A 26,499-nucleotide genomic window follows, 5' to 3' on the forward strand; every position below is an offset into this window, starting at 1 on the left:
GTTGCGCCTGTCGAAACCAGGATCGCGACAGGCTCGATCACCGCATGAAAGGACCGTCAATGTCTGTCTCTGAAAACCAGGGTTTCAACACCCGCGCTGTCCACGCCGGCCAGGCCTTCGAGCCCCGGACAGGCGCCGTGGTCCCGCCGGTGCACTTCAGCTCCACCTACGCCCAGGACGGCATCGGCGGGCTCCGCGACGGCTATGAATACGGCCGCGGCACCAACCCCACCCGTGATGCCCTGCAGGAGCAGCTCGCAGCGCTCGAAGGCGGCACCCACGCCTACTCCTTCAGCTCCGGCCTGGCCGCGGAGGACTCCCTGATCCGCGCCCTGACCCGGCCGGGTGACCACATCGTCCTCGGCAACGACGCCTACGGCGGCACCTACCGGCTCATCAACAGGGTCCTGGGCGAGTGGGGGATCGGCAACACCCCCGTGGACATGGCGGACCTGGACTCGGTGCGCAAGGCTGTTTCCGCGAACAAAACCCGCTTCGTGTGGGTGGAGACCCCCTCCAACCCGCTGATGAAGGTCACCGATATTGAGGCGCTCGCAAAGGTGGCGCACGACGCCGGTGCCCTCCTGATCGTCGACAACACCTTCGCGTCGCCCTATCTGCAGAATCCGCTCGCCCTGGGTGCCGACGTGGTGGTCCACTCCACGACCAAGTACATCGGCGGCCATTCCGACGTGGTGGGCGGCGCCATTGTGGTCAAGGACGCCGAGCTCGCAGAGAAGATCGGTTTCGTCCAGTTCGCCGTGGGTGCGGTGTCCGGCCCGATGGACGCATTCCTTACTACCCGCGGGCTCAAGACGCTGGGTGTGCGCATGGACCGGCACAGCGACAACGGCCAGGCCGTGGCCGAATGGCTGCTACAGCGCCCCGAGGTGGAGGCCGTGCTGTACCCGGGCCTGCCCTCGCACTCTGGCCACGAGCTGGCCAAGAAGCAGATGAAGAAGTTTGGCGGCATGGTGTCCGTCCAGTTCAAGGGCGGCGAGGCGGCGGCCCGCACGGTCGCCGAAAACACGCAGGTGTTCACGCTGGCAGAATCCCTGGGCGGCATCGAATCACTGATGAACTACCCCTCGGAGATGACCCACGCATCGGTCAAGGGCACTGAGCTCGCGGTTCCGGTCAACCTGATCCGGCTCTCCTGCGGCATCGAGGACGTGGAAGACCTCATCGCCGACCTCGAGCGGGCCTTCACCTTCCTCAAGTAGCACCTTCCAACTACCGGCACGAACCAAAAGGCACCCTGGCTTTCTTCAGGAAAGTTAGCTAGGGTGCCTTTATGGTACTCCGCTCCGACTGGTCCCAGCGCAACTGCAGCATGGCACGAGGTCTCGACATTTTGGGTGACCCCTGGAGCATGCTGGTGCTCCGCGAGGTCTTTTTCGGCAACGGGCGCTTCGACGCCATGAGGTCCCGGCTCGCCGTCGCGGACTCGGTGCTCACCAGGCGCCTGGCGGGTCTGGTGGAGTCGGGGCTGCTGGCGAAGAAGGCGTACGACGACGGTGGCCGCGCCCGCCAGGAGTACGTCCTGACCCCGAAGGGTGAGGACGCCCTCCCCGTCCTGAACGCCGTGGTTATGTGGGCGGAAAAGCACCTGCCGGCACCCTCGGACCAGGCCCACATGTTCGTGATCCATTCCGGCTGCGGCCAGCGGACCAGTTCCGCGGACACCTGCACCGGCTGCGGAGAACGGCTGACGGCCGCGAATACGAGCTGGCACAGCCTCACCCGGACGGACGCACCCGTGCAACTGGCCACCGCCGCGTGAGCGCCACGGAAACAGCCCAACGTCGCCGCCTGCACCCCGCCTGGATCGTCGCGGCCGTCGCCTTCCTGGCCCTCGTGGGAGCTGCCGGATTCCGGGCTGCCCCGGGTGTCCTGATGGTGCCCCTGCAGCAGGAGTTCGGCTGGTCCACCACCGTTCTGTCCGCAGCCGTCAGCATCAACCTGGTGCTGTTTGGCCTGACTGCCCCCTTCGCCGCGGCCCTGATGGAGCGGTTCGGGATCCGGGCCGTCACCGCCACCGCCCTGGTGCTGATCGGCGCGGGCAGCGCGCTCACGGTGCTGGTCAACCAGTCCTGGCAGATCCTCCTGACCTGGGGCCTTTTGATTGGACTCGGCACCGGGTCCATGGCGCTCGTCTTCGCCGCCACCATCGCCAACACCTGGTTCTCCAGGAGCCGGGGCCTGGTGATCGGCATCCTCACCGCCGGCAGCGCCGCAGGCCAGCTGGTCTTCCTGCCGTTCATCGCCATGCTGGCCCAGAACCCGGGCTGGCGGCAGGCATCGCTGCTGATCGCCGCCGGCGCGCTGGCGGTGGTTCCGCTGGTGCTGAAGTTCCTCAAGAACTCACCGGCCGACGTCGGCGCCTTGCCTTGAGGTGAAACGGCACCCGAGGAAGGAACGGCTGCGTTCCCGGCAGCGGACCCCGTGGACAGCGGGCGCAGCAGCAACGCCGCGGTGCGCGCCCTGCAGGTGCTCAAGCGGGCAAGCAAGGTGCGGACGTTCTGGGCGTTGGTGGCGGGATTCGCGATCTGCGGCGCCACCACGAACGGGCTGATCGGCACACACTTCATCCCATCCGCGCACGACCACGGCATGCCCGAAACCACCGCGGCCGGGCTGCTCGCCGTCGTCGGGATCTTTGACATCGTGGGCACCATCGCCTCCGGCTGGCTGACCGACCGCTACAACCCCAAGATCCTGCTGGCCGTCTACTACCAGTTCCGGGGGATCGGCCTGCTGGTGCTGCCGCTGCTCCTGAGCGCCAGCATCCAGCCGAGCATGATCGTTTTTGTGGTGATCTACGGCCTGGACTGGGTGGCCACCGTGCCGCCCACCGCGGCAATCTGCCGGAAAACGTTCGGCGCGGACGGCAGCGTGGTGTTCGGCTGGGTGTTCGCGGCCCACCAGCTGGGCGCGGCCGCTGCTGCCCTCGGCGCCGGCGTCATCCGGGACGCCACCGGCCAGTACACCTACGCCTGGATCGGCGCGGCGGCCATGTGCGCCATCGCCGCCGTCATCAGTGCCACCATCCGCAAGGACAAGGCTGTGAAGGAACCCGTCCCGGTGGCGGCGGCCTAGGCTAACCGCCGCCGAGATGGGGGGGGCTACGCCGGGGTTTTAGGGGAGGTGTTGGCCGGGGCGGCCGGCTTCCCTGTGAAGTACCCCCGGGTCGACGGCAGGAACCGGCAGACTACCGCCAGCACCACGCCAAGGCCCAGGAGCGCCACGCCGCCGATGAAGGCACCGCCTACGCCGAAGATCTGCGTGTCGCCGTAGGCGGGATCCCACATCTGGACGGCGGAGATGAAAAACGCGGCCGTCAGCAGGAGAGCGCCCACCAGTGGAAGGATGCCGCGGAACCAGAGGTTGCGGGCCGAACCACGGAGCGTGGACCGGAAGTACCAGAAGCAGGCGAAGCCGGTCAGTGCGTAATAGAACGCGATGAACAGGCCGATGGCGCTGATGGAATCGCTGAGCAGGTTTTCACTGAGGAAGCTCATGGCCACGTAGTACACCACTGCGGCGGTGCCCATGACCTGGGTGGAGAATCCCGGCGTCTGGTTCCGGGTATGGACCTCGCCGAACTTCGGGGGCAGCGCACCGTGCACGCCCATGGACAGCGTGCCGCGGGCCGTAGGCAGGATGGTGGTCTGTGTGGAGGAGAGCACGGAGGCCAGCACGGCCACCACAATCAGCCAGCCCCACGGACCCAGGACAACATCCTTCATGGCCAGGAAGACGTCGGCCTGGTTGGCTTCGTTGCCCAAACCAATGCCCTCGGTGCCCACCGTGGCGTACATCATCACCAGCAACGCCACCGACACGTAAATGGCGACGAGGACGAAGGCTGAGATGACGGCGCCTCGGCCGGGCGTGGTGGACGGGTTTTCGGTTTCCTCGTTCACGGCGAGGCAGGTGTCCCACCCCCAGTAGATGAACAGGGCAAGCAGCGCCCCGTGCACCACAGCGCCCGGATCGGCGAAGGCGGCGGCCGGGTTGAACCACTCGAAATCGAACGCCTGGCCTTCCGGTGCACCCCCCGCGATGCGGACAATGATGGCCAGCGCGAAGATGCCCAGCGAGACATACTGCACATAGGTCAGGACACGCTGGACGTGCTCGCCCAGCCGGATACCCCGGTAGTTCACCAGCGTCATGAAGACAATAAACAGCACACCGGTGGCCGTGACAGCCACCTTGGTTCCGGCCAGCGAACCGTCGCCGATCAGCAGCCACAAATACTGCCCGGCCACCTGGGCCAGGTTGGCCAGGACCACGATCCCGGCCAGCGCAACACCCCAGCCGCCCAGCCAGCCAGCCCAGGGGCCGAACGCCCGGCGGGACCAAGTGAACGTGGTGCCGCAGTCCGGCATGGCGCTGTTCAACTCACGGAACGCATAGGCGATGAACAGGACGGGGATGAACCCGAGGATCAGGATCAGGGGAGTGTAATTCCCGTTGACGGCGACGATCAGGCCGAGAGTCGCTGCCAGCGAATACACGGGCGCGGTGGACGCCAGGCCCAGCATGACCGAGTCGCCGAGGTCCAGGATTCCCGCACGCAGCCCCTTGGCCGGGACGGCACCGCCGGACCGTCCGCCGGAGCCGCTGCCCGCCGTCGTCGTCTCCGTACTCACAGGGTCACCGGGCGCTGGAGGGTCAGGGGGCTCATAATGCGATACCTGCTTTGCTGGAGTGGGCCTGCGCTGAGAGCGGCGCCGGGGCGTCAATGGTGTTGGGCACAAAACGGCAGAAGTAATCGGTGATGGGGCCATCCGATTCCCGGATCCCGCAGCCTACGGACTCGCCGTCCACCACCCAGAGGCCCAGGACGGGGTGGTTGCCATCGAAATCGGGCAGCGGCTGGAACTGCTGGTAGCACCAGCCCTCACGGCCGTACCCGCCCGGCCGCTCCAGGCTGATGCCCTCGGCATGGATTTTGATGTTGTCGCCTTCGCGGCCGTGCAGCGGCTTGGCCACCCATTCCTTCAGCGGGCCTGGCTCGTTGAGATAGGCGGGCAGGAGGTTGGAGTGGTCCGGGTACAGGTGCCAGAGCGCGGCGAGCAGGGCTTTGTTGGAGAGCAGCATCTTCCAGGCCGGCTCCACCCAGCGGGGATTATGGGCACGCTGGAGCAGCCGGTGCCCGAAGGGCTCCTTCATCATCAGCTCCCACGGGTACAGCTTGAACATGGTGCTGATCATGAAGTTGTCCAGGTCCACAAAGCGGTTGAGGTTGGGGTCCCAGCCGATGTCGGACATGTTGATGCCGATGGTGGTCCAGCCCGCCTGGCTGGCGACGTCGCGCATGTACGCGGCCGTCATCCAGTCCTCACCGGATTCCTCCGCCTCCGAATGGGCGATGTGGAGGGTGCTCATGCCGGTGCGGTACTGCATCTTCTTCCACTGCCGGATCAATGCCTCGTGGATGCCGTTCCACTGATCCTTCTCCGGGAACACATCCTGCAGCCAGAACCACTGGGCCACGGCAGCCTCAATCAGGCCCGTGGGGGTGTCGGCGTTGTACTCCAGCATTTTGGCCGGGCCGCCCCGGCCGTCATAGATAAAGTCGAAGCGCCCATAGATGTCCATGTCGCCGGCCTGCAGCGATTCGGCGGCGAGCTCCAGGGCCTGCGGGCCGATGCCGATGTTCCCCATGGCACCCGTGGCCAGGAACTTCGCGGCCTCCAGGCACATCCTGTGCATGTCCTCGGCCTGGACTTCGAGTGACTCCACCTCGTCCATGGTGAATTCGTAGTAGGCGCCCTCGTGCCAGTATTCGATCTTCTTGCCGTCGGGCATGGTGGTGGTGGAAAAGACCAGGCCTTGCCCCTCGATCTTCTGCTTCCAGCCGGGCCTGGGCTCCGATAACAACCGCTTCACGCCTAACCCCCCGTGCTTCCGCCCTTGGAACTGCTGCCAAAGCCGCCCCTGCTGACAGTGCCGCCCTTGGTGTTGTACCCGGTGGACGCCTTGGCCCCGCTGGGGATGGTGCTGGTGTAGCTCGGGTAGGAGGACCGGTTCTGGCCAACCGCGGGCACGCCGGCACCTCTGGAGTAGAAGTACCACGCGAACAGCGCCCCGCTGCGTCCCGCGGAGCTGTTGCACTGGGTGTCTTCCACACGCTCGCCGGTTTCGTCATTGAAACAGACCTGGGCGTAATCGGCTTCATCCTGGTTGCTGGCCACCACGGCAGTGATGGTGCCGGCCAGGAGGGCCGTCAGACCCAGTCCCACCACCACGGTGCGCCGCTGGGAGCGCTTCTTGCGTGTTGCCACATCATGCGCCTGGCGCTCGCGGTCGCGGGCGAAGGGATCCACAGGGGTGACGGGTTCGTTCAGGAGTTCCGGGCGCAGCTCGGGCTTGGGCACCTGCCATGGCGGCGGCTTCGGCGCGTCCTTGGCTTTGTCCTTGTCCGGACCGCCAGTTTGGTCCTTGTCCGCGTCCATGACATCCCCCCTTGGTAGTCCGTGCTGCTTGGTAGTCCCTGCTGAAATCGGTGCTGAAATGGGCGCAACGGTGGGCCGGAAACTCAATCCTGAAATCAGCCTAGCCGCTGCCCCCACAGGCTGCGAGCGAAAACCTGGGGAGAAGTCCCCACCCCGCCGCACCTGCTCACCGAACCCGCGGGAACTTAGACTGGAGCCATGGAAACCGCATCAGTGCTAGCCGTCTGCCGTGTCCACCAACTCCTCGCCGATGAGGGGACCGTGGGGGTCACAGCCATCGACAAGCGCCCGGTGGAGGGCCCCGTCCGGGTCCACCGGCTGGGCGTCCACGGGGATGTCCAGGCAGACCGGATCAACCACGGCGGGGAGGACCAAGCCGTCTATGCGTACTCCCAAGCAGACGCGGACTACTGGGCGGCAGAGCTCCAGCGCGACCTGCCGCCCGGGATCTTCGGCGAAAACCTTCGCGTTGCCGGCATTGAAACCACAGGCGCCGTCATCGGCGAACGCTGGAAGATCGGGCTCGACGTCGAGTTGGAAGTGACGTCCCCGCGTACGCCATGTGTTGCCTTCCAGCGGCGCATGGACGAGCCCCGGTTCGTCAGGCGTTTCACCGAAGCTGGACGCGTGGGCGCCTACCTCCGGGTCATCCGCACCGGGAGCATCCAGGCCGGCGACCACATTCACCGCATCTTTGTGCCGAAGCATGGAATCACGGTGGAAAGGTGGTTCAGCGACCCTGACCTGGAGTCCATGGAGGCATTGCGGGATGCCGACGCCGACGGCGAGATCCGCCTGCAGCAGCCGGAATACGGGGCGGTATTCGAGCGGTTGCAGCGGCAGCTGGCCCGTTAACCGCTCCCTAAAGTGCCGCACAGGGAAGCCATGTGCGCAAGCTCACCGCCGCCGTCGTGCGTTCAATTAGCCGCAAAGCGGATCCGTACCTTACACTTGAAATATCCCCCACTCCGGAAATCCCTTATTCCTGCCCAATTTTTGAGGCAGGACTGGCAAGTGTTGGGGCCCGCTTATGCGATGCGGGCATTTTCATAGGGAGAGCCGGCTAAAGAAAACGCTGTACAGACTGCTGGGATAGCAGCCAAGAGATGCAGCGGGAAGTCCTGCCACGGGATTGCGAAAGCGCCGGACTTCTATGTGACCGGCCGGTCAATGTATGCCCGGCACCCACGGCACATGTACTGCGGCTCCGCTCACCTCGGGTAGTGCCGCCTGGCCCCCTATGGATGAGGAAATTTCCCTATGCCCGAAAATCAGAACGACGCTACCGCCGAAGCCGTAACCGCCGAAACCGCAGCCGTCGAGTTCACCGAAGCCGCTGCCCCGGCCGCAGCAGAGCCCGCAGCCGTCGAGTTCACCGAAGCCGCTGCCCCGGCGGCAGCAGCCCCCGCCGCTGAGACCGAGGCTCCCGCCAAGGTCGAGGAAGCGCCCGCTGCTGAGACCGAAAGCGCTGCCCCGGCAGCAGCCCCCGCCGCTGAGACCGAGGCTCCCGCCAAGGCCGAGGAAGCGCCGACCGCTCCGGCCAAGGCCGAAGAAGCCGAAGAAGAGGGCATCAAGTTCGCCGATCTCGGCATCGACGGCCGCGTCCTCGCCGCCCTGCAGGACGTCGGCTACGAAAAGCCTTCCCCCATCCAGGCAGCAACCATTCCGCTGCTGCTTGAAGGCCGCGACGTTGTGGGCCTCGCCCAGACCGGCACCGGTAAGACTGCAGCATTCGCAGTACCGGCACTGTCCCGCCTGGCCGAGCTCCACGACCTCAACGGCCCGTCCCGCAAGACCCAGGCCCTGGTCCTGGCCCCGACCCGCGAGCTGGCGCTCCAGGTTGCCGAGGCCTTCACCTCGTACGCCAAGCACATTGATGACTTCACCGTCCTCCCCGTCTACGGCGGCTCCGCCTATGGCCCCCAGCTCGCAGGCCTGCGCCGCGGTGCCCAGGTTGTTGTGGGTACCCCCGGCCGTGTGATCGACCACATCTCCAAGGGCTCCCTGGACCTGTCCGAGCTCCAGTACCTGGTGCTGGACGAGGCTGACGAAATGCTGCGCATGGGCTTCGCCGAAGACGTGGAGCAGATCTTCCAGCAGACCCCGTCGGACCGCCAGGTTGCGCTGTTCTCGGCCACCATGCCGAGCCAGATCCGCCGGATGTCCAAGCAGTACCTGAACAACCCGGCCGAGATCTCGGTGAAGTCCAAGACCACCACCGGCGCCAACACCCGCCAGCGGTACCTGCAGGTCATGGGCCCGCACAAGCTGGACGCCCTGACCCGCATCCTCGAGGTTGAAGAGTTCGACGGCGTCATCGCCTTCGTGCGCACCAAGATGGCCACCGAGGACCTGGCTGACAAGCTGAAGGCGCGGGGTTTCCAGGCTGCGGCCATCAACGGCGACATCCCGCAGCAGCAGCGTGAACGCACTGTCGACGCGCTGAAGGAAGGCCGCATCGATATCCTGGTGGCCACCGACGTCGCGGCCCGTGGCCTTGACGTTGAGCGCATCAGCCATGTGGTCAACTACGACATCCCGCATGACACGGAGTCCTACGTGCACCGCATCGGCCGCACCGGCCGTGCGGGCCGTTCCGGTGACGCCATCCTGTTTATGACGCCGCGGGAGAAGTACCTGCTGCGTTCCATCGAAAAGGCCACGCGCCAGCCGGTTGAGCAGATGCACCTGCCCACTGCCGAGAGCGTGAACACACTGCGCCTGGGCAAGTTCGCCGAGCGCATCACCGAGACCCTTGAGTCTGAGGATGTTGCGGCGTTCCGTGACCTCATCTCCTCCTACGAGGAAGAGCACAACGTTCCGGCGGCAGAGATCGCCGCTGCACTGGCCGTTATGGCCCAGGGCGGCCAGCCGCTGCTGGTCAAGGAGCTGCCGGCAGCTCCCGAGTTCCAGAAGCGCGAACGCTCCAAGGACGGCTTCGGTTCACGCGGCCCGACCCGTACGCTCACCGAAGGCAACGCCACCTACCGGATCGCCGTCGGACGCCGCCAGCGCGTTATGCCGGGTTCCATCGTGGGCGCCATTGCCAACGAAGGCGGCATCTCCTCGGCCCAGATCGGCGGCATCGACATCCGGTCGGACCACTCCCTCGTGGAGCTCCCGGCGGATCTGAGCCCCGAGCAGCTGCGCGCGCTTTCCCGCACCCGGATCGGCGGCGAGCTGATCCACCTCGAGCTGGACAACGGCCGCAAGTCGTCCGGTGGCGGCGGCGAGCGTGGCGGTTACCAGGGCAACCGTGGCGGCGACCGCGGCGGTTACTCCGGCGGCGGCGACCGTGGCGGCAACTTCAAGGGCAACGGCGGGTTTAAGAAGGAATTCCGCAAGTCCGACGGCGAGCGTTCCTCTGCTGATCGTGGCGGCCGCTCGTACAGCGACCGTTCAGAGCGCAGCGTAGGTGCCGACAGCGGTTCCAGCCGCGGCCAGGCCAGCGACTCCCGTTTCGGCGGCCACGGTGACGGCTCACGCAAGCCCCGCACCGAAGGCGGACGTGACTTCAACCGCAAGGGCAAGTGGTAACCGTCAGGTAGTCTGACAAGTTTCCCCCCGAGGGGCCGGCTTTCGAGCCGGTCCCTCGGCATTTAATTTGCACAGGTTTCTGCGATGACCCTCCCGGGCAACTGAGTCCTTGGCTCCGCGGACCTCAGCCCGTACGCTCGAGGGGCTACCGATGGCGTAGCTGTGAGCGGTCCCGGCCCGCCTTTGGGGCCAGGTCCGCCGCAAAGTACAGCGAAAGGCATCAACGTGGGATTCCTTGACGATCTGAAAAAGAACCTCGGCATGGGCGACAAGAACGAACAGCATAACGAACCCCAGACCGGTCGAGACACCAGCGCCGGCAGCAATACCGACCAGGCCGCAGCCGATGCGCAACCCGACCAGCAGGCCGCCGACGCGCAGGCCGCAGCTGACGCCGCAGCCGCCCAGCAGGCCGCCGACGCAGAGGCAGCGGCCAACCAGGCCGCAGCTGACGCCGCAGCCGCCGAGCAGGCAGTAGCCAACCAGACAGCAGCAGCACCCGCGCCGGCCGCCGCTGCCTCCGAGGTTGTGGTTGAGGCCGGCGACACCCTCAGCGGTATCGCCGCACAGTTCGGCGTAGACCTGGGCGCGCTCATCGCAGCGAACGCCGACACGGTGCCCAATCCGGATCTGATTTACCCCGGACAGGTACTCCGGCTGCCGTAGTTTGTGGCGCCGGAAATAGGCCATAAAAAAGGGCGTCGATGCAACTGTTTCGGCGCCCTTTTGTGGGCCCAGCCGCCGATTTGTTGGTGGGGAAATCTTCCGGTAGAGTATTTACTCGTTGCCCCCCTAGCTCAGTGGTAGAGCGCGTTCTTGGTAAGAACGAGGTCACCGGATCGATTCCGGTGGGGGGCTCTGAATGAGGGCCTGCGTCAAGGCGGTTTTTGACCGGCATGACGCAGGTTTTTCTCATTCGTGGCGGTGTAGCTCAGTTGGTTAGAGCGCACGACTCATAATCGTGAGGTCGGGAGATCGAGCCTCCCCACCGCTACCAGGCAGGACCCCGCAGGCTACGCGCCCACGGGGTCCTTTTCTTTGCCCGCCGAGAGCTCACACCTCGACGGGGCGGCCGACACAGGCGGCCTACCCAACCGAGGGCGGTGGCGGCACAATGGGCGCATGGGCAAGCTCATCTACTCAGGCATCGCGTCCCTCGACGGGTATGTGGCGGACCGCGACGGCAACTTTGACTGGGCGGCGCCGAACGAGGAAGTCCACGGGTTCGTCAACGACCTCGACCGGGATGTCGGCACATTCCTCATTGGCCGCCGCATGTACGCGGTGATGGAAGTCTGGGAGACGATGGGCACTGCCGACAGTCCGCCCGTGATACAGGACTTTGCCCGGATTTGGCAGGCGGCAGACAAGGTTGTCTACTCCACCACCCTTACGCAGCCCAGGACCAAACGGACCACCGTCGAATCGCGGTTTGATCCGGAAGCGGTCCGGCGGCTCAAGGAGACCAGCAGCAAACCCCTGGGCATTGGCGGGCCCACCTTGGCTGCCGCGGCCATCGAGGCGGGCCTGGTGGACGAATACCAGATCTTCCTCAACCCGGTGGTGGTGGGAGGGGGCCTGCGGTTCCTGCCCGACGGCCTGGGCCTGAGGCTTGAACTCCTGGCGGAGCACAAATTCGGCAACGGCGTGGTCTACCTGAACTACCGCACGCTCTCCTGATGCAGAATGGGAAGCATGACCCGCATCGCCATCATCGGCGGCCACGGCAAAGTGGCCCTCCACCTGTCCACCCTCCTCACCGCACAAGGCCATAGCGTCACCTCGATCATCCGCAACCCGGACCATGCCGCGGATGTCGAGGCAACGGGAGCAACGCCGTCGGTCCTTGACGTTGAAAGCGCGACGACTGCGGCCATCGCAGGCGCGATCAGCGGCCACGACGCGGTGGTCTGGTCAGCCGGGGCCGGGGGAGGCAATCCCGCCCGGACGTACGCGGTGGACCGGGACGCCGCGATCCGGTCAATGGACGCGGCCGCGGAGGCCGGCGTCGGGCGTTATGTCATGGTCTCTTACCTCGGCGCAGGGCCGGACCACGGCGTCCCGGCGGACAACTCCTTCTTCGCCTATGCTGAGGCCAAAGCCGCAGCGGATGAATACCTGCGCGGCACCAAACTGGCCTGGACCGTCCTGGGCCCGGGGTCTTTGACGGAGCAGCCGGCCAGCGGCCTGATCGAGGTGGACCCGCCGCGCGACCTTAACGGGGCAACCTCCCGCAGCAACACTGCCGGCGTGGCCGCAGCGGTGCTGGACCTGCCCGGAATGGCCGGGCGGACCATCGAATTCCGGGACGGCACACTGCCCATCGCAGCGGCGCTGGAACCTCAGCCCTAGCAAACGGCCGGAATGCGCCTCCGGCCCGATAAACTTAATCCGGCGCCGGGCGCCTCCCGCCGGACCGCGGGAAATGCCGCCTCGCCGGGGAAGCAGGCACATGGATCAGTTGGCGCTCATCATCGGACTTTTGCTGGCCACAGTGGTGGCCGTCGGGCTGTGCCTGCCCGTGTCCTGGCCCAGCGGGCACAGGCTGCTGCCCTGACGGCACTGAAGCAGCATGACCTGATGAAGGACCTGCCGCCCGAAAAGGTGGCCCTGGTGCGGGAGAAAATGGGCCGCCTGCATGCCGATCCCCAGGATGGCAGCCTCCGGAACGAAAGCGTGGATGACCTCAGGGTCCGTGGACGCGGCCTGGCCATCGCGGTCCAGACCATCGCCCTGGATGCTGCCCGGCAGGAAGTGGTGCTGGCACGCAACGAACCTGACGTGGACCCCGAGGTGGCGGACAGGGTGCTGCGTCAACTGGACCTTCGGACCATGATCCTGCCGGAGTAGCGTTGCCGCCGGAGGAGCTCTAGGGTTGCGCTGCCAGCTCCAGCTCGAGGGAATGTTTCTCCACGTAGTCCAGGGCGCACCGGATGGCGCCCACCGTCACGATCGAATCACCCAGCGGTGAGACGGCCACCCGCGGGGGAGTGACGGTGAACTCCGTCAGCTGTTTCATGATTGGCTCAAGCAGTACTCCGGCGGAGTTGGCCACCGCGCCCCCGATCACCACCAGTTCGGGGTTGAGGATGGTGGCTACAGCCCCGATGACCCGGGCCATCCGGTCTGCCAGCCGTGCCAGGATCGTCAGTGCCACCGCATCGCCGCCGGCTGCGGCTGCAAAGACGTGCTCGGCCTCTGCGCCCCCGGCGGCAAACTCGCGGAGCGATGTTTTGGCCCCGCCGGCGAGGGCTTCGGCTGCCCATATCCTGGCAACCGCGGCGATGCCGTACGTGTCTCCGACGCCCTCCACCATCTCGAGGAACGCGAGCTCGCCGGCGCCGCCGTCGCGGCCGTGCAGCAGCCGCCCGCCGTCGATCACTCCTGAACCGAGGCGCTCGCTGGCGAGAATGACCGCGACGTCGTCCACGCCGGCAGCGGCACCTTTCCAGCGGTCACCGAGCGCGGCCAGGTTCGCGTCGTTCTCCAGCAGAACCGTCCAGCCGTGCAGGTCCCGCAGCGCAGACTTCAGCCCGACGTCGAACAGTCCCCAGAAGTGCTGGTTCGCCAGCACATCCCCGTGGCGGTCCACCGGCGCTGCGATGCCGGCGCAGACGGCGAGGACTGATTCCGGCGTGGCGCCCGCCTTCTGCAGGGCCTTCACGGCGGTGCGGTCAATTACTGCGATGCGTTCCGCGGCTGAGATGTCGGCTTCGGCAAACGCCTGGCTGGCCCGGCTGAGTGCTGTCCCGCGGAGATCGGACACCACAACGGTGGCCTTGGAGATGCCCACGTCCATGCCCAGGACGTAGCCGGCCAGCTCGTTGAGTTCAAACCGCCGGGCAGGCCTGCCCTTCCGGTAGGCGCCGAAGACCCGCTGATTATCCAGTTCCCGGATCCAGCCGCGCTGCATGAGGTCTTCGCACACCGAAATGGCCGTGGCCCGGGTGAGCCCAGTGGCAGCCATGACGTCCGTGACCGTCACGGCATCTGCAGAGCGCAGAAAGTCCAGCACTGCTCCCGCGCTCACACGCCGCAGCAGCTGGGGGCTCGCCGAAGACACTTCAGGCATGGTGTTGACCTCCTTACGCTTTCCGTCAGATAATAGTTGAAGAACTAAATTTAGATCCAATATAAATATTCAGCATGAGTCGTAGAATAGCCAGATCTTTCCGCCGGCAGGAACACACCAACCGAACGAACAGGAATCTTCTTTTGTCCACTACCGCCACGCTGGCAACCCTGTCCGACGCACATCCCGCGGCCGATCCCAACTGGTGGCGCCAGGCTGCGGTTTACCAGATCTACCCGCGCAGTTTCTCGGATTCGAACGGTGACGGCCTGGGTGACATCAAGGGCATCACGGCCAAGGTCCCGTACTTGAAAGCATTGGGGATCGACGCCGTGTGGCTGAGCCCGTTCTACCCGTCAGCCCTTGCCGACGGCGGCTACGACGTGGACGACTACCGGAACGTGGACCCCATGCTCGGAACGCTGGCGGACTTCGACGAGATGGCCAAGGCCCTCCACACGGCCGGCCTCAAGCTGATTGCCGACATCGTCCCGAACCACTCCTCGAACCGGCACGAGTGGTTCAAGGAAGCCCTCGCCGCACCGCGGGGTTCAGCAGCCCGCGCTCGATACATCTTCCGGGACGGGCTGGGCGAAAACGGCGACCTGCCGCCGTCGGACTGGGACTCCGTGTTCGGCGGCCCCGCGTGGGAGCGCATCACCGAACCGGACGGGACCCCCGGCCAGTGGTACCTGCACATCTTCGCGAAGGAGCAGCCGGACCTGAACTGGGCCAACCGGGAAATCCGTGACGACTTCCTGAAGACCCTGCGCTTCTGGTCCGACCGCGGCGTGGACGGCTTCCGCGTGGACGTGGCCCATGCCCTCACCAAGAACCTCACCGAGCCGCTGCTCTCCAAGCTGGAACTGGCCCGGGAGGGCCAGGTGGAGGACGGTTTCGACGACGGCTCGCACCCGTTCTGGGACCGCGACGAGGTCCACGACATCTACGTCGAGTGGCGCGAAGTGTTCAACGAATACAACCCGCCGCGCACCGCCGTCGCCGAAGCCTGGGTCCACGCCACCCGTCGGGCCCGTTACGCCAGCCCCGAAGGCCTCGGCCAGGCGTTCAACTTCGACCTGCTCCAGGCCGACTTCGACGCCGGGGAGTTCCGCGAAATCATCACCCGCAACCTGGCCGAAGCCGCTGCCACCGGCGCGTCCTCCACCTGGGTTTTCTCCAACCACGACGTCGTCCGGCATGCAACCCGCTATGGCCTGCCGCAGGTTTCCAAAGGCAAGCAGCACGCCAAGGGCCAGGATGGCAAGGACTGGTTGCTCGCCGGCGGGCCCAAGGAGGACCTGGATGTGGTGCTCGGCGAGCGCCGCGCCCGCGCCGCAACCCTGCTGATGCTCGCCGTGCCGGGTTCCGCCTACCTCTACCAGGGGGAGGAACTGGGCCTGCAGGAAGTGACGGAAATTCCCGACGCCGAACGCCAGGACCCCGCCTTCTACCGGAACAAGGGTGTGGAGATCGGTCGCGACGGCTGCCGCGTACCGCTGCCCTGGAAGGTTGAGGGAACCTCATTCGGCTTTGGCGAGGACGGCGCGCACCTGCCGCAGCCGGACTGGTTCAGCAAGTACGCCGTGGAGGCCCAGGACGGCACCAAAGACTCCACTCTGGAGCTGTACCGGACTGCCCTGACGCTGCGCCGCGAACTGCTGGCCGCCGAGGAGTTGCGGTGGCTAGAGACCGGTAATCCGGAGGTCCTGCACTTCAGCCGTCCGGGCGGCTGGCAGTCCGTCACGAACTTCGGGGACACCGCCGTGGACCTGCCGGCCGGGACCGTCCTGGTCGGCAGTGCTCCGCTCGAAGACGGCAAGCTGGCCGCCAACAGCACTGTATGGATGCGCTGATGCCACTGTCAGTATGGTCTGTTGTCCCGGACCGGCGTTCCTGACGCAGGAACTCATCTACGGATGCATGGGCCTGGGCGGCAGCTGGTCCGATGAGCCCCATGGTGCCGGCCATGTGGACGAGGCGGCTGCCGCCGTCGAGGCCGCGCTGGCCGCGGGGATCACGCTGTTCGCGCCGATGGCGTTGAAGGCTATGAAGGACCGGTAAGTCATCGTGGCGACTCCGGCCGTGACAGGGAGGAAGGTGCGGACGGTGGGCACGAAGCGGGCCAGGACGACTGATCGGCGGCCGTATTTTTCGAAGAAGCCGTGGGCTTTGTCGACGTATTCGCGGCGCATCAGCCGGGAACCGGGTTTGTTGAAGACAGCCGGCCCGGCCTTCCGCCCAATCAGGTAGCCCGTCTGGTCGCCGGCGGAAGGCAGCGGCGAACGCGGCACCCGCCAGGACCAGGATGTTCACTTGGATGGTTCCGGTGGAGACGAGGAGGCCGGCGGTGAACAGCAGCGAATCCCTGGGGCAGAAAGAAGCCGACGAGCAGCCCGGTTTCGATGAACAGGAAAGCACAGACGATGACAATCACCCACGGCCCGAGAGCGGGGTCGCGCAGGAACTCGTTCGGATCCAGCCACGGGGGCAACACCCAGTGAGCGGGCGGGCCATCAGTTCCGGTGCGTGTACGAGGGGGCGCATGTGCCCCATATGCCCCGGTCCGCCACGGCAGTTGGAGGCGTGTCGGGGAACACCGCCGGCCATCAGCGAACCTCGAGGTCCGCAGGCCGGGGCAGAGCCCGGCAATAGCAGGAACACGCCGGCGGTGTAGAGCCTCTCATCGCCGCACTGCCCATCGTCGTGGGCGAGCCGGTCGGCGACAGGAAGGCCGTGGAAACGCGTAAGGACGGGAAATGCCACCAACTCGCCAAGGTTGCTCTCAGGGTTATCCGGCACACTGGATCATGACCGCCCGCACCGGGAGGCCCAGCCGGTAAAACGGTACGCCACGGAAGGAACAGGATATGAGCGTCAAAGACCTCAAAACCAGGACAAAAGTCCTCCTCGCAAGTGCAGGCATTCTCGGCCTGGCCGGTGTCGGCCTTGGGGCCGCGAATGCTGCAACACCTGCGCCGGTGACCACCCAGTCCGTCACAGCCGAGGAACCCGCCTCCGGTGACGTCGCGGACGCCCCGGACGCCGCCGAGGTACCAGATCCCGCCGACGCGCCGGAAGCACCCGGTGATTCCGGCCCAAACGACGAGCAGACCGGTGACTTTACCGACCCCGTAGACGCCCCCGGAGGCCCATAGCAACACCACACGGGGGCCGTGACGAAGATCCCCGGCGCCGGAGGCCCGCGCGGCACCGGGGCTATTTTATGGGTCATGTGAGATTTTTCAACCGGGCTGCATCCTTTCGCAGTTCCGCTTTAGCGCCGACTGGAAGGTGCAGTTCATGAGTACACGAGAGATGACATCCCCGCCCTCAACCAAGCCGCTGTTGAGCAAGGTCCCCGAGATCACGATCTGGTTCTGGATCATCAAGATCCTCTGCACCACAGTGGGAGAGACCTTCGCTGACTTCATTAACGTAGAGCTCGGAGTCGGCCTCGTCTCAACGGCAATCATCTTCACCGTTGTCACTGCTGTCGTGCTCGCGGTTCAGATGCGTCTCCGGCGCTATCTCCCGGGCGCGTACTGGCTGACCGTCGTCGTGATGAGCATCACCGGAACCCTTTATACTGACCTCCTCATCGACGAGGCCGGTGTGCCCCTTTGGGTCAGCGCCGGTGTGTTCTCGGCAGGGCTCGCCGTCGTCTTCGCCATCTGGTTCAGCAAAGAACGAACCCTCTCCATCCACAGCATCGTCACCGGCCCCCGTGAAGCCTTTTACTGGCTCGCCGTTCTGGTGACCTTCGCCCTCGGCACGGGCCTGGGTGACTGGACTCTGGAGCTCACCGGATGGGGACCTGGCATCTCGATCCTGCTGCCCCTGGTCCTCATCGGCGTCGTCACCGCCCTCTGGCTTTTCGGCGCCAACCCTGTACTCGCCTTCTGGATCGCCTACATCCTTACCCGCCCCCTCGGCGCGAACATCGGCGATTGGCTCGGCCTCACACCCGCCGAGGGCGGGGTGGGCCTTGGCACTCTTTTGACGAGCATCATCTTCGTCACCGCGATCCTCGCCACCGTCGTATATCTCTCGATCAGCAAAGCCGACGTCGTCGAACACGCATCCGAGAAGTCAGCCCCGGACGCGCCCCCCGGCCGCCAGCGAACCGCGCTGGGCATCCTCGCCGCAGTCGCGGTCGCCACCGTCGCGCTCCTCGCCTACACCAACAGCGTCCCGCACACGAGCCCGGTCGCCGAGAAGACCGCCGCACCGAGCTGTGGTGCCGGCTCTGCCGGGCTGACCCAGGCTGAGGCCCGATCGGCAGCACAGGGACACTTCCCGGCCTCGAACATTGCCGAGTTCCGAACCATCACCTCCGACACCCTCGCACTCGTCGAAAAGGATGACCAGGCCGCGGCTGCGGCCCGCGCCACCGACCTCGAGACCTCCTGGGACGAGAACCAACATGCGCTGAACGCCACCGACTGCGCCGCATGGACCTACATCGATAAGCAGATCGATCCTGTCCTGTCCGCAGTCCGATCGCGCACCCCCAATCCGGGGACAGAACAGAAAGTCTTGAATGACCTCCTCACGACCCTCGGCGGCGCATAACCAGCCCACGAAGGCTAAAGTCAACGCAGAACTAACGAGCCCTAGTATGGGCCGCACCCTTCCGGCCAGCCTGGCCGGGATCTGCCCAGTTACGCTGTGAAGCAGCCGCTGCTGGCCTGCTCCCTTTCGGGCTAGCTCCCCTCAGTCGTCTGGTTTCCGGACCGCTTCCAACTGTTTGCGCGATTGGTGCTGGGTCATAGGCTGAAGATTCCATAACAGTCATGGAAGGCCGGTGGCGTCGTGGGTGAGGGAACTAAGGATGATCCGTGGAAGCTGGTGACGGCCCCGGGGTCCTCTGAATACACAATGTATCGGGATCCGGAGTCAGATCCGCCAGCATTGGTGTGCCAGGTCGGGACCACCACGCTGAAGTATCACGTCCAGGCCATTGAGGACCTTCACTCATGGTTGCTCGAACAGGGCGACTGGGTTCCGCTCGGGGCTGCGGATGAGAATCAGCCCGCGACGGACGGCAGTGTCGAGGCCTGGGGCAGGGACAGTGCCAACCCCGTGGGCGGATGGTACGGGCCGCGGAAGGGCTATCGGGGCCGGTTCGGAATGTACATTCCTCCACTCCTGGAGGCACTAGGCCGGGCCGAACTCACGCACGAGAAGCGCAACAACACTGTCCGGGCACTGCCTGCCTAAACCCTGATATCCCGGAGCCTGCCCCGGACTTTCTCGCAGCGGTCGAGCGCTTTCGCTCCCGACCAGCGATGTCCCCACCCGAGGGTGAGTCGGATACTCACGAGGAGAACCTCATTGAACATCCCGAGTGATACTCGCTCCGTCTTGGTCGTGCATGGTCGTAATGAAGCGCTCCGCAAGGCGATGTTTAACCTCCTCCCCTTCAACCTGTCACCGATGGAGTGAACAACTACCCACAACCGGGGACAATTCCGTAGTGGTTATCCACTGCTACGACTGCCGAAGGGAGCTTTCCCCATGGCTCCAAAAAATCCAGCCGTGGTAACCCGAATTGCCCCCAAACGTGGACAGGACCGATGCCCCCCGTGTGCAGGGCAGCGGGAGGGCGGCCTTCACCAGCGACATCGGACTGACACAACTGACTGTATCGAAAGGACCCCGGGCCAAGGGGATCTGCCATCAGGCCCGTTCGGTCAGCAGCGATGCCGTGCAGGTCCCTCTTTGCTTCCAGAAGAAGCGCGGGAGCGGCTTGGTAGAGGGCGGTCACCTCGGAGAGCAGCCGCCTGGAGCTCACGGTGGCAAGCTTGAACCGCCGGTCGCGGACCAGGGTCTCCAGTTCCAGGCAGCAGGCTTCCGCGCTGAGAGCGCCGGTCATGGATGATGCGACCTTCAGGCTTAGTACGGCGTCATGGGAAGCGTCTGCGTCGCCTTCCCGTATCCCGCGGAGAATTCGCTCCAGTCGGCCCGGCAGCATTTGAAGGTAGATCTCCAGGAACTTCAGCGTTTCGGTAGGGCTGTCCAGCTGGTCGGCCAGTTCGCGTATCCGGTCAAAGTGAAGCAGAGTCCGGACTCGCTCAGGCAAGAGCTTCTACCTCCGGCGATTCTTTTGGGGCCTGTGTCTCGGGCTTCTTGCCCCAGATACTCGAGAGCAGGCTGACAACGAGCACCGCCGGGGCGCCGTACATAAGGATGTTCAGAACGACGGGTTCGCGTAAGGCCCGGATCGCGTGGCCAGCATAAGGGATGGTGAGAACGTGGCGGTCAACCGAGGTGCCGTTGATGGTTGCAATCCACGGATCGAGGCCATTGTTGGCATCGCCTTTGGTCTGCACGGCAGTGGTCCCGTCAGGGTTCACCGTCGCTGAGGTGACCCGATGGGTCTCGATTCGACGGTCTTCGACGGGAATGCCGTACGTGATGATGTCGCCGGCCCGAATCTCATCGACAGGAACTGGCCTGGTCACGACCACGTCGCCGGGGTTGATCAGTGGGGACATGGATCCGGTCAGCATCGTCGAGGTCTGGTAGCCGGACAGTCGGGGGCCAATGGCCAGCATCAGGAATGCTGCCACGGACAGGACAAGAAGTGCGGTGGTCAGGAACGACGCCGAGCGGCGCAGAATCCGGCTCACCGGCCTTGAACCGGAACGAGATCCCGCAACACGATGCGACCGCGCTTCACCCGGATGGGGAATGAGGTGAATTTGATGGCAGTGCTCATGAGCGGGTCCTCGTTCCGGAGATGGTGCTGGACGCTACTTGGTGGTGGCGGTGCGCTGGGTTGCGGTGAACGTGAACCCGATGGTGCTGGTCAGGCCCTGGAGCGCGTTCGGCGCGGAGCCCGGCAGCGCCGTGGTGACCTTCAGGTTGTCAGTCTGGGCTGAAGCCAGCGAGGAGAGGTTAGCCAGGGTCTTGGGGGTCACGGTGAGGATCGGGGAACTGGCCAGAACGATGGTCGAACCTCCCGCGCAGGTGTACGGCGCGGCCGTACCGGTCCAGGCGGTGCTGCAGTTCTCGATGGTCAGCTGAAGGCCGTTCACCAGTTCAGAGGTAAGGAGTGATCCGGTGACTCCGGCAGAGGTGTCCAAGGTGATGTTGTTCAGGGACGAGTTTCCGGTGTTGGTGAGCTTCACGAGCTTCTCGACCTTGTCGCCGGGCAGCAGGCCGGTGACGGGAACGTTCAGGGTGTTATCAACACCGGCTGCGGCCAGGGCGATGTTGACGGTGCCGGCGGTGACGGCCTGGCTGGCGGACGTGGTGCCTGTGAAGGCACCGTATGTACCCAGACCGGCAACGGCGGCGGCGGTGCCGACCAGTGCGACGGAAGCGATGATCTTGCTGGTGGTGGTTTTCAAGGCGATGCCCAAGACGGAATCCTTTTCGTGACAGGCCTTCCCTCATTGGGCTGGCCGTGGCTTGATTCAGACCCTTCGGCCTGTCTGGGTTCCACTTTGCAGTTGAAGAATCAAGGAATCACCACGGCGTCGATCAAGAATCAATCAACTAAATCTTTCAGAGTCTTCGCAGGTCAGCGCCATATCAGCGTCGGTTCAGATTTCTGTGCTTCAGGTCACATCATCTTCCAGGGGAATTGTTGCCAAGCTGACGGTGTCTTGATCATTTCTTGAGACCCATGCTGAAAAGTTGTCGAAGAGCCGGGGGAAGGTGCGCAACATGCGGCACAACCCAACGGTTGGGAAGGACAGAATTGCGGCATAAGAAGGGCTTACGACAGCGGTGGCAGATCATGCTTGCCTGTGCAATTACTGCGTGCCTGCTCGCCGGCGCACCTGCCGCGAATGCAGTGTTCTCACGTACTCTCAACGCTGGAACCACGTCAGTCGGGACATACACGCTCGCCGCCCCCACAGGAAACATCGTCGTCCCCTCGTGCACGCCGATCGGCGCCAGTGGCAAGTACCGCATGAACATCACGGTGACCGGCCACGGAACAGTCGAGAAAGCCACCGATTATGTGCTCACCGTCTGGAACGCGGGTGGGGTCACGCAGTCCGCTACGACCCTCACGCCCGTGGGGTCATATTCCAGCAACAATGCGGCCAAAGGCTGGGGATACTCCATCGACGCTCAATACCGGACATCGTCCACTGCCTGGTCAAGTACCAGTGTGCCTATCACCGTCTGCGATTAGCCCTCCACACTCTGCTCACCACGAATATTCCTCTCAAAGTGACGAAGGCGTTCCAGGCCGAGTAGGCCGCGACTCGGCCAGAAACCAACAAAGCTTGCCGATGAGGGACCGGCAGGCTTTCAGGGACTGACGGTACCGTGAGGAGGCTTGGCAAGTGAGTTGACTAGTGATGGTCCGATGCCTTCGAAACAGCCCTTTGCCGCGTGGGCGGTGCTTGCCCTGACCCTGAGTCTGGTTTCGTGCGCCCCCGTGGCAGACCGCCAGGAAGCTAACCTGCGTCGCGCCGGGGCCTGGCCTGTTAGGGTGCGGACACGCCGCCAGGGCTTGTGGGGATGTTTGCTGTCGGGTTCAGCGCGAGGGGAAGCCTAGGCTACCAGCGAGGACCCGTTCCGGCGGCGGCGACGGCGCAGCCGCACGAGTACGAATACCGTCAAGTCGATCCAATCGAAAGCCGCACCGACAATCAGGACCAGCGACGAGACCGTATCCATGACTCATTCGAGGGGCTGGGCAGCCTTTCGGCTGGTTAGTCGCTCATGCCGGGAGCATGAAGGCGGTGTGGCGGCCCGGGTTCTTCCGCGGCGAGACCCTGAAGCAAGACACCCCGGCACCGATGGTCACGGAGTGGACTTTGGTGGCGGCACGCACTCAAAAGGTGCCGCACTCCGGATCAGCGGGGTACGGCACCTTTTGGGTTTCATCACCAGGAGTGGGCCACGTCTACTATAAGCCGGGAACCGGCCCCTGGCCCGTCCAGGGTGAAGACCCGGAAGGGCAGCCGGGCACGGACGCCCAGGCCAATGCTGGTGTAACCCTCGAAGCTCCCGGCGTAAACCACTTGCCGGAAGGTCTGGTAGCCGGCCACGTTGGACAGCTCGGCCTTCGCGGCCGGGCTGTAGGTGACGTTGCCATTGCTGTCGTGGGAGGGTGCGTTCACGGTGACCTGCAGGCGTGCGTTGCCCTGCACCGGAATGGTAAAGCCAGAGCCGTCCTGAATGATCTCCGGGACGTACCGGACGGTGTAGCCCTTTGCGGGGCCGTTTAGGTCAACCACCATCCGGTCGAAGCAGTACTGCTGCCCCGTCCGGACGTTGGTGACGGATGCGGTGCTCATCTCAGGCGCGGTTGTAGCCAGAGATCCCCATTTGAGACCGCAATATGAAGTGGCTGCCGAAGCGGGCCCCGGTGCCAGGATGCCCAGCCCAACGGCCGCGAGGAGCGCCGTGAGCCAGAGGAGGAGTTTTTTCATTGTGGGTGCCATTCAGAGGAGTGGTGCGGTTGGATAGCTCAAGACTAGGGGTGCCGGATGCTGGAAACGAGGGTTGTGGCCGCTTCGGCGCGGAACCGTGAGGAACACCCCCGCCGTATCACGCCCACGTACATCCAAGGGGTTTTTTGGCGCCCTCCGTAACCGTTCCGGGGCCGTTTCTGGACCCCGCCGTTATGCCGGGTAACGACACCAGGACACGAAAACAGCGCCGTCATCTGCGGCCAGGCGCTCCCGGGTAGATGGCTTTAGACTCGCGTCCCCTGGCCCACCAGTCCACATTGGATGGTCCGGTGCCAGGGACACGCGGGCTGGCTCCGCAATCCTGTCGGTGCCCCGGAGGACCATTGCCTTATGACGGCTCCACAGTGGAAGCAGCGATCGAGGATCTCTTGGATCGCGCCTGGAATCTTGTCGACGACCTGCTCTCGGAGCGGGGACTGCTCGGTGACGGGCTAGAGGTTGCCGAGTACACCGGAATCCACTCCTGGATGGACGGGCCCGTACGGTACAGGGTGGTCCACTCCCGGACCGTGGCGGTGCTCTTCGTGGACACCCGACCGGTGGATGCCATCGTCTTCCACCACATCCTGCCGGGCACCGGCGACCCGAAAAGCTTCTTCAGCATCCCAGGGTAGTTTATGATCGGCATGCTTGCTAAAACTGTGTGGTGCCGCGTAGCCGGCGGGGGCGGCCGTCCGGGTCCACTACGAAGCGGCTGAGCGGCTCCGCCCAGATTCGCTGGAGGGGCGGCACGGGTTCTGGGGTGTGGCGTCGCACCTGCCCGGTGGGACGGGGCGAACGGCGGCCAGTATCGTGCCAGTGGTCCAGGGCCTCGGCGGTGGTGTTCCACAGTTTGAGCGCGGACGCCGGGTCGTGGAGGCGGGGGTCGTTCTGGTCCAGGCCCAGGTGTTCGGCCCAGAGCTGGAGCCGGAACCCTAGTGCCAGCGGACGGTAACCATATTGGCCGGTGTCTGCGGACTCATCCTGGCCATGGGCAGTGGTGTCGAGTACGGCGCAGGTGAGTTCGCTGTCAGTGGTCCAGGATCGGCGGTTGAAGTTGTCTGAGCCGCAGGTGAACCAGGTGTCATCGATGATACAGATCTTGGCGTGGACGTAGATAGGAGTTCCCGCGTTGTTCTCCAGATCGAACACGCCGACCCTGTCGGGCGCAATCCGGTGCAGCATTCTCATGGCGCGCAGCTGCCCGATCCGCTTGGGTGGCCCTCCGAGAAGACCGTCCGTGTCGGGGTAACGGGGCACGACGGCGATCACGTTCAAATCGGGGTTCTGCTGGAGGGCCTCCGCGATCCCGGCGGTGACTTCTGTGGACCACAGGTACTGGTCCTCGATGTAGATCAGGGACCGGGCGCGGGAGAAGGCTTTCGCGTAGGCGCGGGCGATGCTCCGCTCCCCGTCAGGTGCGAACGGGAATGGGGGCTGTTTCATACCGTAGGTGCGGAGCAGCTGCACGGCATGCGGGCCCGCAGGTGGGGGCGGCGGAGCAGTGGCCGGAAGCGGTTTGGGGTGCCGGGGCATACGGGCCAGACGTTGCAGCAGCATCCGGTACGGTGTGTGCCGGTCCAGGGGATGGGGGTCGTTCCACCGTTCAGCGAACAATGCCAGGACATCTCCCACCACGGGGCCACGCAGTTCGAGGGCGGCATCATGCCACGGGGGTTGTTTCCCGTACCGGGGATCCATGGCCACCGCTTGCGGATCTCCCGCGTGGTCGGCATCGTCTCGACGGCTGTGGGATAGATCAATCCCGCCAACGAAGGCGACGTCACGCGTCGGGTCGTCACGGTGGCGGATAACGAAGAGTTTTTGGTGGTGGGAGCCGAACAGGCGCACTCGCTGGTCCAGGAGCACCTCTCCGCCAGCGTCATTGACCTGACGGCTCAGGAGCTCGTTGGACCGTCCGCTGATCGGGGCGGACACGCGTTCCCCGTGGGATCTCCAGACAAGGCCCCGCACTTCCACCCCGGTGCGGGCCAACCCCGCGAGGACCTCTCCGATTGTGGGTCCGGCGGGCAGCAGCAGCTCGTCGGCGTCACCACGCCAGTCAGTGAACCACACACGGTCTCCCGCACCCAGAGCCGTCAGCTCCTCATGCAGCCGGGCGAAGTAAGTCGCCCCATGAACCAGGGGCCGCACGAGGTTACCCTCCGACCAGGACGGCGACCCGGCACCACCCGACTGCACGTCTGTGGCCAGATTTCCCCGCTCAGAGCGACCTAAGAACCACGCACTCACATCACCGGCCACTCGACGCTCCTTCCGGGGCCCGAGGCAGGCCGCTGGTATCGGTCTCCAAAATAGCGCACGGACTAGCGCATTCGCGGGATTTCCCGGACCCGGAGCGGAGCTTGTCCGCCACACTTTCATCGCGTGTGCCGCCACGGAGGCAGTTCGTCGCAGCCCCGGTGTGTCTGCTTGAATAGGCGGCCCGACCTGCTTGCATGGAGGCATGACTGAGCAGCCGCCGGCAGCAGTGACCGAGGACTTGTGGTTCGAATGGGACAAGGAAGAGGTTGAGGTCCGCGGCAGGGTGGACCGGACCGTGACCAACACCCCGACAATCCGCGAAGCCTTCACCAGAGACCTCCCGGGCTGGCTGCGCTACGGATCCTCCCTGTCCTGCGAACCGGCAAAGTAACCACATGAACTCAGCTGGCGTAACCCTGCTAGCAACACCGCTTAGTCTGAAGTTACGTGAGTTAAGACAGGAAGATCCCCGGGTTTCCGGGGATCTTCCTGTCTTTTGGTTTGGGGTGTCTGGCTACTTTCTGTGGTTGGTGGCGTGGTCGTGGATGAGGTTTAGGGCTTGGTGCTGGGTTTCGGTGGGCGCGGCGAGTAGCTCGAAGGTGCCGGTGGTGCCGGTCATTTTCATGGTGTTTCTGGTTCTGGTGCCGAGGTGGCGGAGAAGGGCTTGGTAGGAGCGCGCCGGGGTGCCGTCGTCCAGGGTGCGGGTGCTGGCCTTCCGTGCGGCGGCGGTGGA

26 protein-coding genes, 2 tRNA genes and 2 pseudogenes are annotated in these 26,499 nt (G+C 65.1%); 18 read left to right on the plus strand and 12 right to left on the minus strand.

The features are described 5' to 3' along the window. Positions 1-59 precede the first annotated feature (59 nt). From ABIB45_RS14055 to ABIB45_RS14065, 3 genes and pseudogenes are all read left to right on the plus strand, one after another. Positions 60-1,223, plus strand: coding sequence for a cystathionine gamma-synthase (locus tag ABIB45_RS14055; RefSeq protein WP_354216473.1), 1,164 nt, complete (start codon positions 60-62; stop codon positions 1,221-1,223). Between the two features lie 71 nt (positions 1,224-1,294). Continuing rightward, positions 1,295-1,783: a winged helix-turn-helix transcriptional regulator gene (locus ABIB45_RS14060; RefSeq protein ID WP_354216474.1), complete on the plus strand. Its 489-nt coding sequence runs from the start codon at positions 1,295-1,297 to the stop codon at positions 1,781-1,783. Next, a pseudogene (locus ABIB45_RS14065) lies at positions 1,780-3,099 on the plus strand (MFS transporter). Before ABIB45_RS14060 ends, ABIB45_RS14065 begins: the two are co-directional and overlap by 4 nt. A gap of 26 nt (positions 3,100-3,125) precedes the next feature. Here the strand turns inward: ABIB45_RS14065 and ABIB45_RS14070 are convergent. The 3 genes from ABIB45_RS14070 to ABIB45_RS14080 are packed head-to-tail and all read right to left on the minus strand — an operon-like array spanning position 3,126 to position 6,467. After that, positions 3,126-4,658 carry an APC family permease gene (locus ABIB45_RS14070; protein WP_354216475.1) on the minus strand — a complete coding sequence of 511 codons (1,533 nt, stop codon included), beginning with the start codon at positions 4,656-4,658 and terminating at the stop codon, positions 3,126-3,128. 31 nt (positions 4,659-4,689) lie between these two features. Continuing rightward, positions 4,690-5,901 carry a glutathionylspermidine synthase family protein gene (locus ABIB45_RS14075; RefSeq protein WP_354216476.1) on the minus strand — a complete coding sequence of 404 codons (1,212 nt, stop codon included), beginning with the start codon at positions 5,899-5,901 and terminating at the stop codon, positions 4,690-4,692. Between the two features lie 2 nt (positions 5,902-5,903). Continuing rightward, entirely contained in the window at positions 5,904-6,467 is a 564-nt protein-coding gene (locus ABIB45_RS14080; protein WP_354216477.1) for a Tat pathway signal protein, read from the minus strand. A gap of 198 nt (positions 6,468-6,665) precedes the next feature. On the opposite strand from ABIB45_RS14080, the gene ABIB45_RS14085 reads away from it, so the two are divergent. The 8 genes and pseudogenes from ABIB45_RS14085 to ABIB45_RS14120 all read left to right on the plus strand — a co-directional run. After that, positions 6,666-7,322, plus strand: coding sequence for an MOSC domain-containing protein (locus ABIB45_RS14085; RefSeq protein WP_354216478.1), 657 nt, complete (start codon positions 6,666-6,668; stop codon positions 7,320-7,322). 405 nt (positions 7,323-7,727) lie between these two features. Next, positions 7,728-10,004, plus strand: a complete 2,277-nt coding sequence (locus tag ABIB45_RS14090; protein WP_354216479.1) for a DEAD/DEAH box helicase — start codon at positions 7,728-7,730, stop codon at positions 10,002-10,004. A 225-nt stretch (positions 10,005-10,229) separates the two neighbouring features. Continuing rightward, entirely contained in the window at positions 10,230-10,670 is a 441-nt protein-coding gene (locus ABIB45_RS14095) for a LysM peptidoglycan-binding domain-containing protein (RefSeq protein ID WP_354216480.1), read from the plus strand. A 120-nt stretch (positions 10,671-10,790) separates the two neighbouring features. After that, positions 10,791-10,862, plus strand: a tRNA-Thr gene (locus ABIB45_RS14100). Between the two features lie 62 nt (positions 10,863-10,924). Continuing rightward, positions 10,925-11,001: transfer RNA gene (locus tag ABIB45_RS14105), tRNA-Met, on the plus strand. A gap of 125 nt (positions 11,002-11,126) precedes the next feature. After that, positions 11,127-11,684, plus strand: coding sequence for a dihydrofolate reductase family protein (locus ABIB45_RS14110; protein WP_354216481.1), 558 nt, complete (start codon positions 11,127-11,129; stop codon positions 11,682-11,684). Positions 11,685-11,699: 15 nt separating this feature from the next. After that, positions 11,700-12,356 (plus strand): NAD(P)H-binding protein, encoded by a 657-nt coding sequence (locus tag ABIB45_RS14115; RefSeq protein WP_354216482.1) that lies wholly within the window; start codon positions 11,700-11,702, stop codon positions 12,354-12,356. 165 nt (positions 12,357-12,521) lie between these two features. Further along, positions 12,522-12,854: pseudogene (locus ABIB45_RS14120) on the plus strand (Na+/H+ antiporter); the annotation flags it as partial. Between the two features lie 19 nt (positions 12,855-12,873). On the opposite strand, the gene ABIB45_RS14125 reads toward ABIB45_RS14120, so the two are convergent. Then, positions 12,874-14,076: an ROK family protein gene (locus tag ABIB45_RS14125; RefSeq protein ID WP_354216484.1), complete on the minus strand. Its 1,203-nt coding sequence runs from the start codon at positions 14,074-14,076 to the stop codon at positions 12,874-12,876. 143 nt (positions 14,077-14,219) lie between these two features. Here ABIB45_RS14125 and ABIB45_RS14130 point away from each other — a divergent pair, with 143 nt between their 5' ends. Continuing rightward, entirely contained in the window at positions 14,220-15,932 is a 1,713-nt protein-coding gene (locus ABIB45_RS14130) for a glycoside hydrolase family 13 protein (protein WP_354216485.1), read from the plus strand. A gap of 57 nt (positions 15,933-15,989) precedes the next feature. Here ABIB45_RS14130 and ABIB45_RS14135 read toward each other — a convergent pair whose 3' ends face one another. Further along, positions 15,990-16,370, minus strand: coding sequence for a DedA family protein (locus tag ABIB45_RS14135; protein WP_354216486.1), 381 nt, complete (start codon positions 16,368-16,370; stop codon positions 15,990-15,992). Between the two features lie 576 nt (positions 16,371-16,946). Here ABIB45_RS14135 and ABIB45_RS14140 point away from each other — a divergent pair. From ABIB45_RS14140 to ABIB45_RS14150, 3 genes are all read left to right on the plus strand, one after another. Next, positions 16,947-17,234, plus strand: coding sequence for a hypothetical protein (locus ABIB45_RS14140; protein WP_354216487.1), 288 nt, complete (start codon positions 16,947-16,949; stop codon positions 17,232-17,234). 145 nt (positions 17,235-17,379) lie between these two features. Further along, positions 17,380-18,651: a COG4705 family protein gene (locus tag ABIB45_RS14145; RefSeq protein WP_354216488.1), complete on the plus strand. Its 1,272-nt coding sequence runs from the start codon at positions 17,380-17,382 to the stop codon at positions 18,649-18,651. A gap of 240 nt (positions 18,652-18,891) precedes the next feature. After that, positions 18,892-19,299, plus strand: coding sequence for a DUF6855 family protein (locus ABIB45_RS14150; RefSeq protein ID WP_354216489.1), 408 nt, complete (start codon positions 18,892-18,894; stop codon positions 19,297-19,299). 229 nt (positions 19,300-19,528) lie between these two features. Here ABIB45_RS14150 and ABIB45_RS14155 read toward each other — a convergent pair whose 3' ends face one another. The 3 genes from ABIB45_RS14155 to ABIB45_RS14165 all read right to left on the minus strand — a co-directional run bounded on the left by ABIB45_RS14155 (position 19,529) and on the right by ABIB45_RS14165 (position 21,446). Next, positions 19,529-20,161 (minus strand): Hpt domain-containing protein, encoded by a 633-nt coding sequence (locus ABIB45_RS14155; RefSeq protein ID WP_354216490.1) that lies wholly within the window; start codon positions 20,159-20,161, stop codon positions 19,529-19,531. Beyond that, entirely contained in the window at positions 20,154-20,711 is a 558-nt protein-coding gene (locus ABIB45_RS14160) for a signal peptidase I (RefSeq protein WP_354216491.1), read from the minus strand. The genes ABIB45_RS14155 and ABIB45_RS14160 overlap by 8 nt, the downstream gene beginning before the upstream one ends. A gap of 123 nt (positions 20,712-20,834) precedes the next feature. Continuing rightward, positions 20,835-21,446, minus strand: a complete 612-nt coding sequence (locus tag ABIB45_RS14165; protein WP_354216492.1) for a TasA family protein — start codon at positions 21,444-21,446, stop codon at positions 20,835-20,837. A 437-nt stretch (positions 21,447-21,883) separates the two neighbouring features. On the opposite strand from ABIB45_RS14165, the gene ABIB45_RS14170 reads away from it, so the two are divergent. Beyond that, positions 21,884-22,231 carry a hypothetical protein gene (locus ABIB45_RS14170; protein WP_354216493.1) on the plus strand — a complete coding sequence of 116 codons (348 nt, stop codon included), beginning with the start codon at positions 21,884-21,886 and terminating at the stop codon, positions 22,229-22,231. Between the two features lie 365 nt (positions 22,232-22,596). Here the strand turns inward: ABIB45_RS14170 and ABIB45_RS14175 are convergent, their stop codons facing one another. Both ABIB45_RS14175 and ABIB45_RS14180 read right to left on the minus strand, forming a co-directional pair. Next, a complete protein-coding gene (locus tag ABIB45_RS14175) occupies positions 22,597-22,722 on the minus strand; it encodes a hypothetical protein (protein ID WP_354216494.1) in 126 nt (41 codons plus the stop codon). Positions 22,723-22,931: 209 nt separating this feature from the next. After that, positions 22,932-23,480 carry an AMIN-like domain-containing (lipo)protein gene (locus ABIB45_RS14180; protein ID WP_354216495.1) on the minus strand — a complete coding sequence of 183 codons (549 nt, stop codon included), beginning with the start codon at positions 23,478-23,480 and terminating at the stop codon, positions 22,932-22,934. Between the two features lie 386 nt (positions 23,481-23,866). Between ABIB45_RS14180 and ABIB45_RS14185 the strand changes: the two genes are divergently transcribed. After that, positions 23,867-24,136, plus strand: a complete 270-nt coding sequence (locus tag ABIB45_RS14185; RefSeq protein ID WP_354216496.1) for a hypothetical protein — start codon at positions 23,867-23,869, stop codon at positions 24,134-24,136. 19 nt (positions 24,137-24,155) lie between these two features. On the opposite strand, the gene ABIB45_RS14190 is transcribed toward ABIB45_RS14185, so the two are convergent. Then, positions 24,156-25,655, minus strand: coding sequence for a phospholipase D family protein (locus tag ABIB45_RS14190; RefSeq protein WP_354216497.1), 1,500 nt, complete (start codon positions 25,653-25,655; stop codon positions 24,156-24,158). Between the two features lie 313 nt (positions 25,656-25,968). On the opposite strand from ABIB45_RS14190, the gene ABIB45_RS14195 reads away from it, so the two are divergent. Beyond that, a complete protein-coding gene (locus ABIB45_RS14195; protein ID WP_354216498.1) occupies positions 25,969-26,157 on the plus strand; it encodes a hypothetical protein in 189 nt (62 codons plus the stop codon). A gap of 123 nt (positions 26,158-26,280) precedes the next feature. On the opposite strand, the gene ABIB45_RS14200 is transcribed toward ABIB45_RS14195, so the two are convergent. Then, positions 26,281-26,499: hypothetical protein (locus ABIB45_RS14200; protein ID WP_502914535.1), on the minus strand; the 219-nt coding region annotated here is incomplete at its 5' end.

Origin of the sequence: Arthrobacter sp. UYCo732 (assembly GCF_040547265.1) — a bacterium.
Classification (GTDB): domain Bacteria; phylum Actinomycetota; class Actinomycetes; order Actinomycetales; family Micrococcaceae; genus Arthrobacter.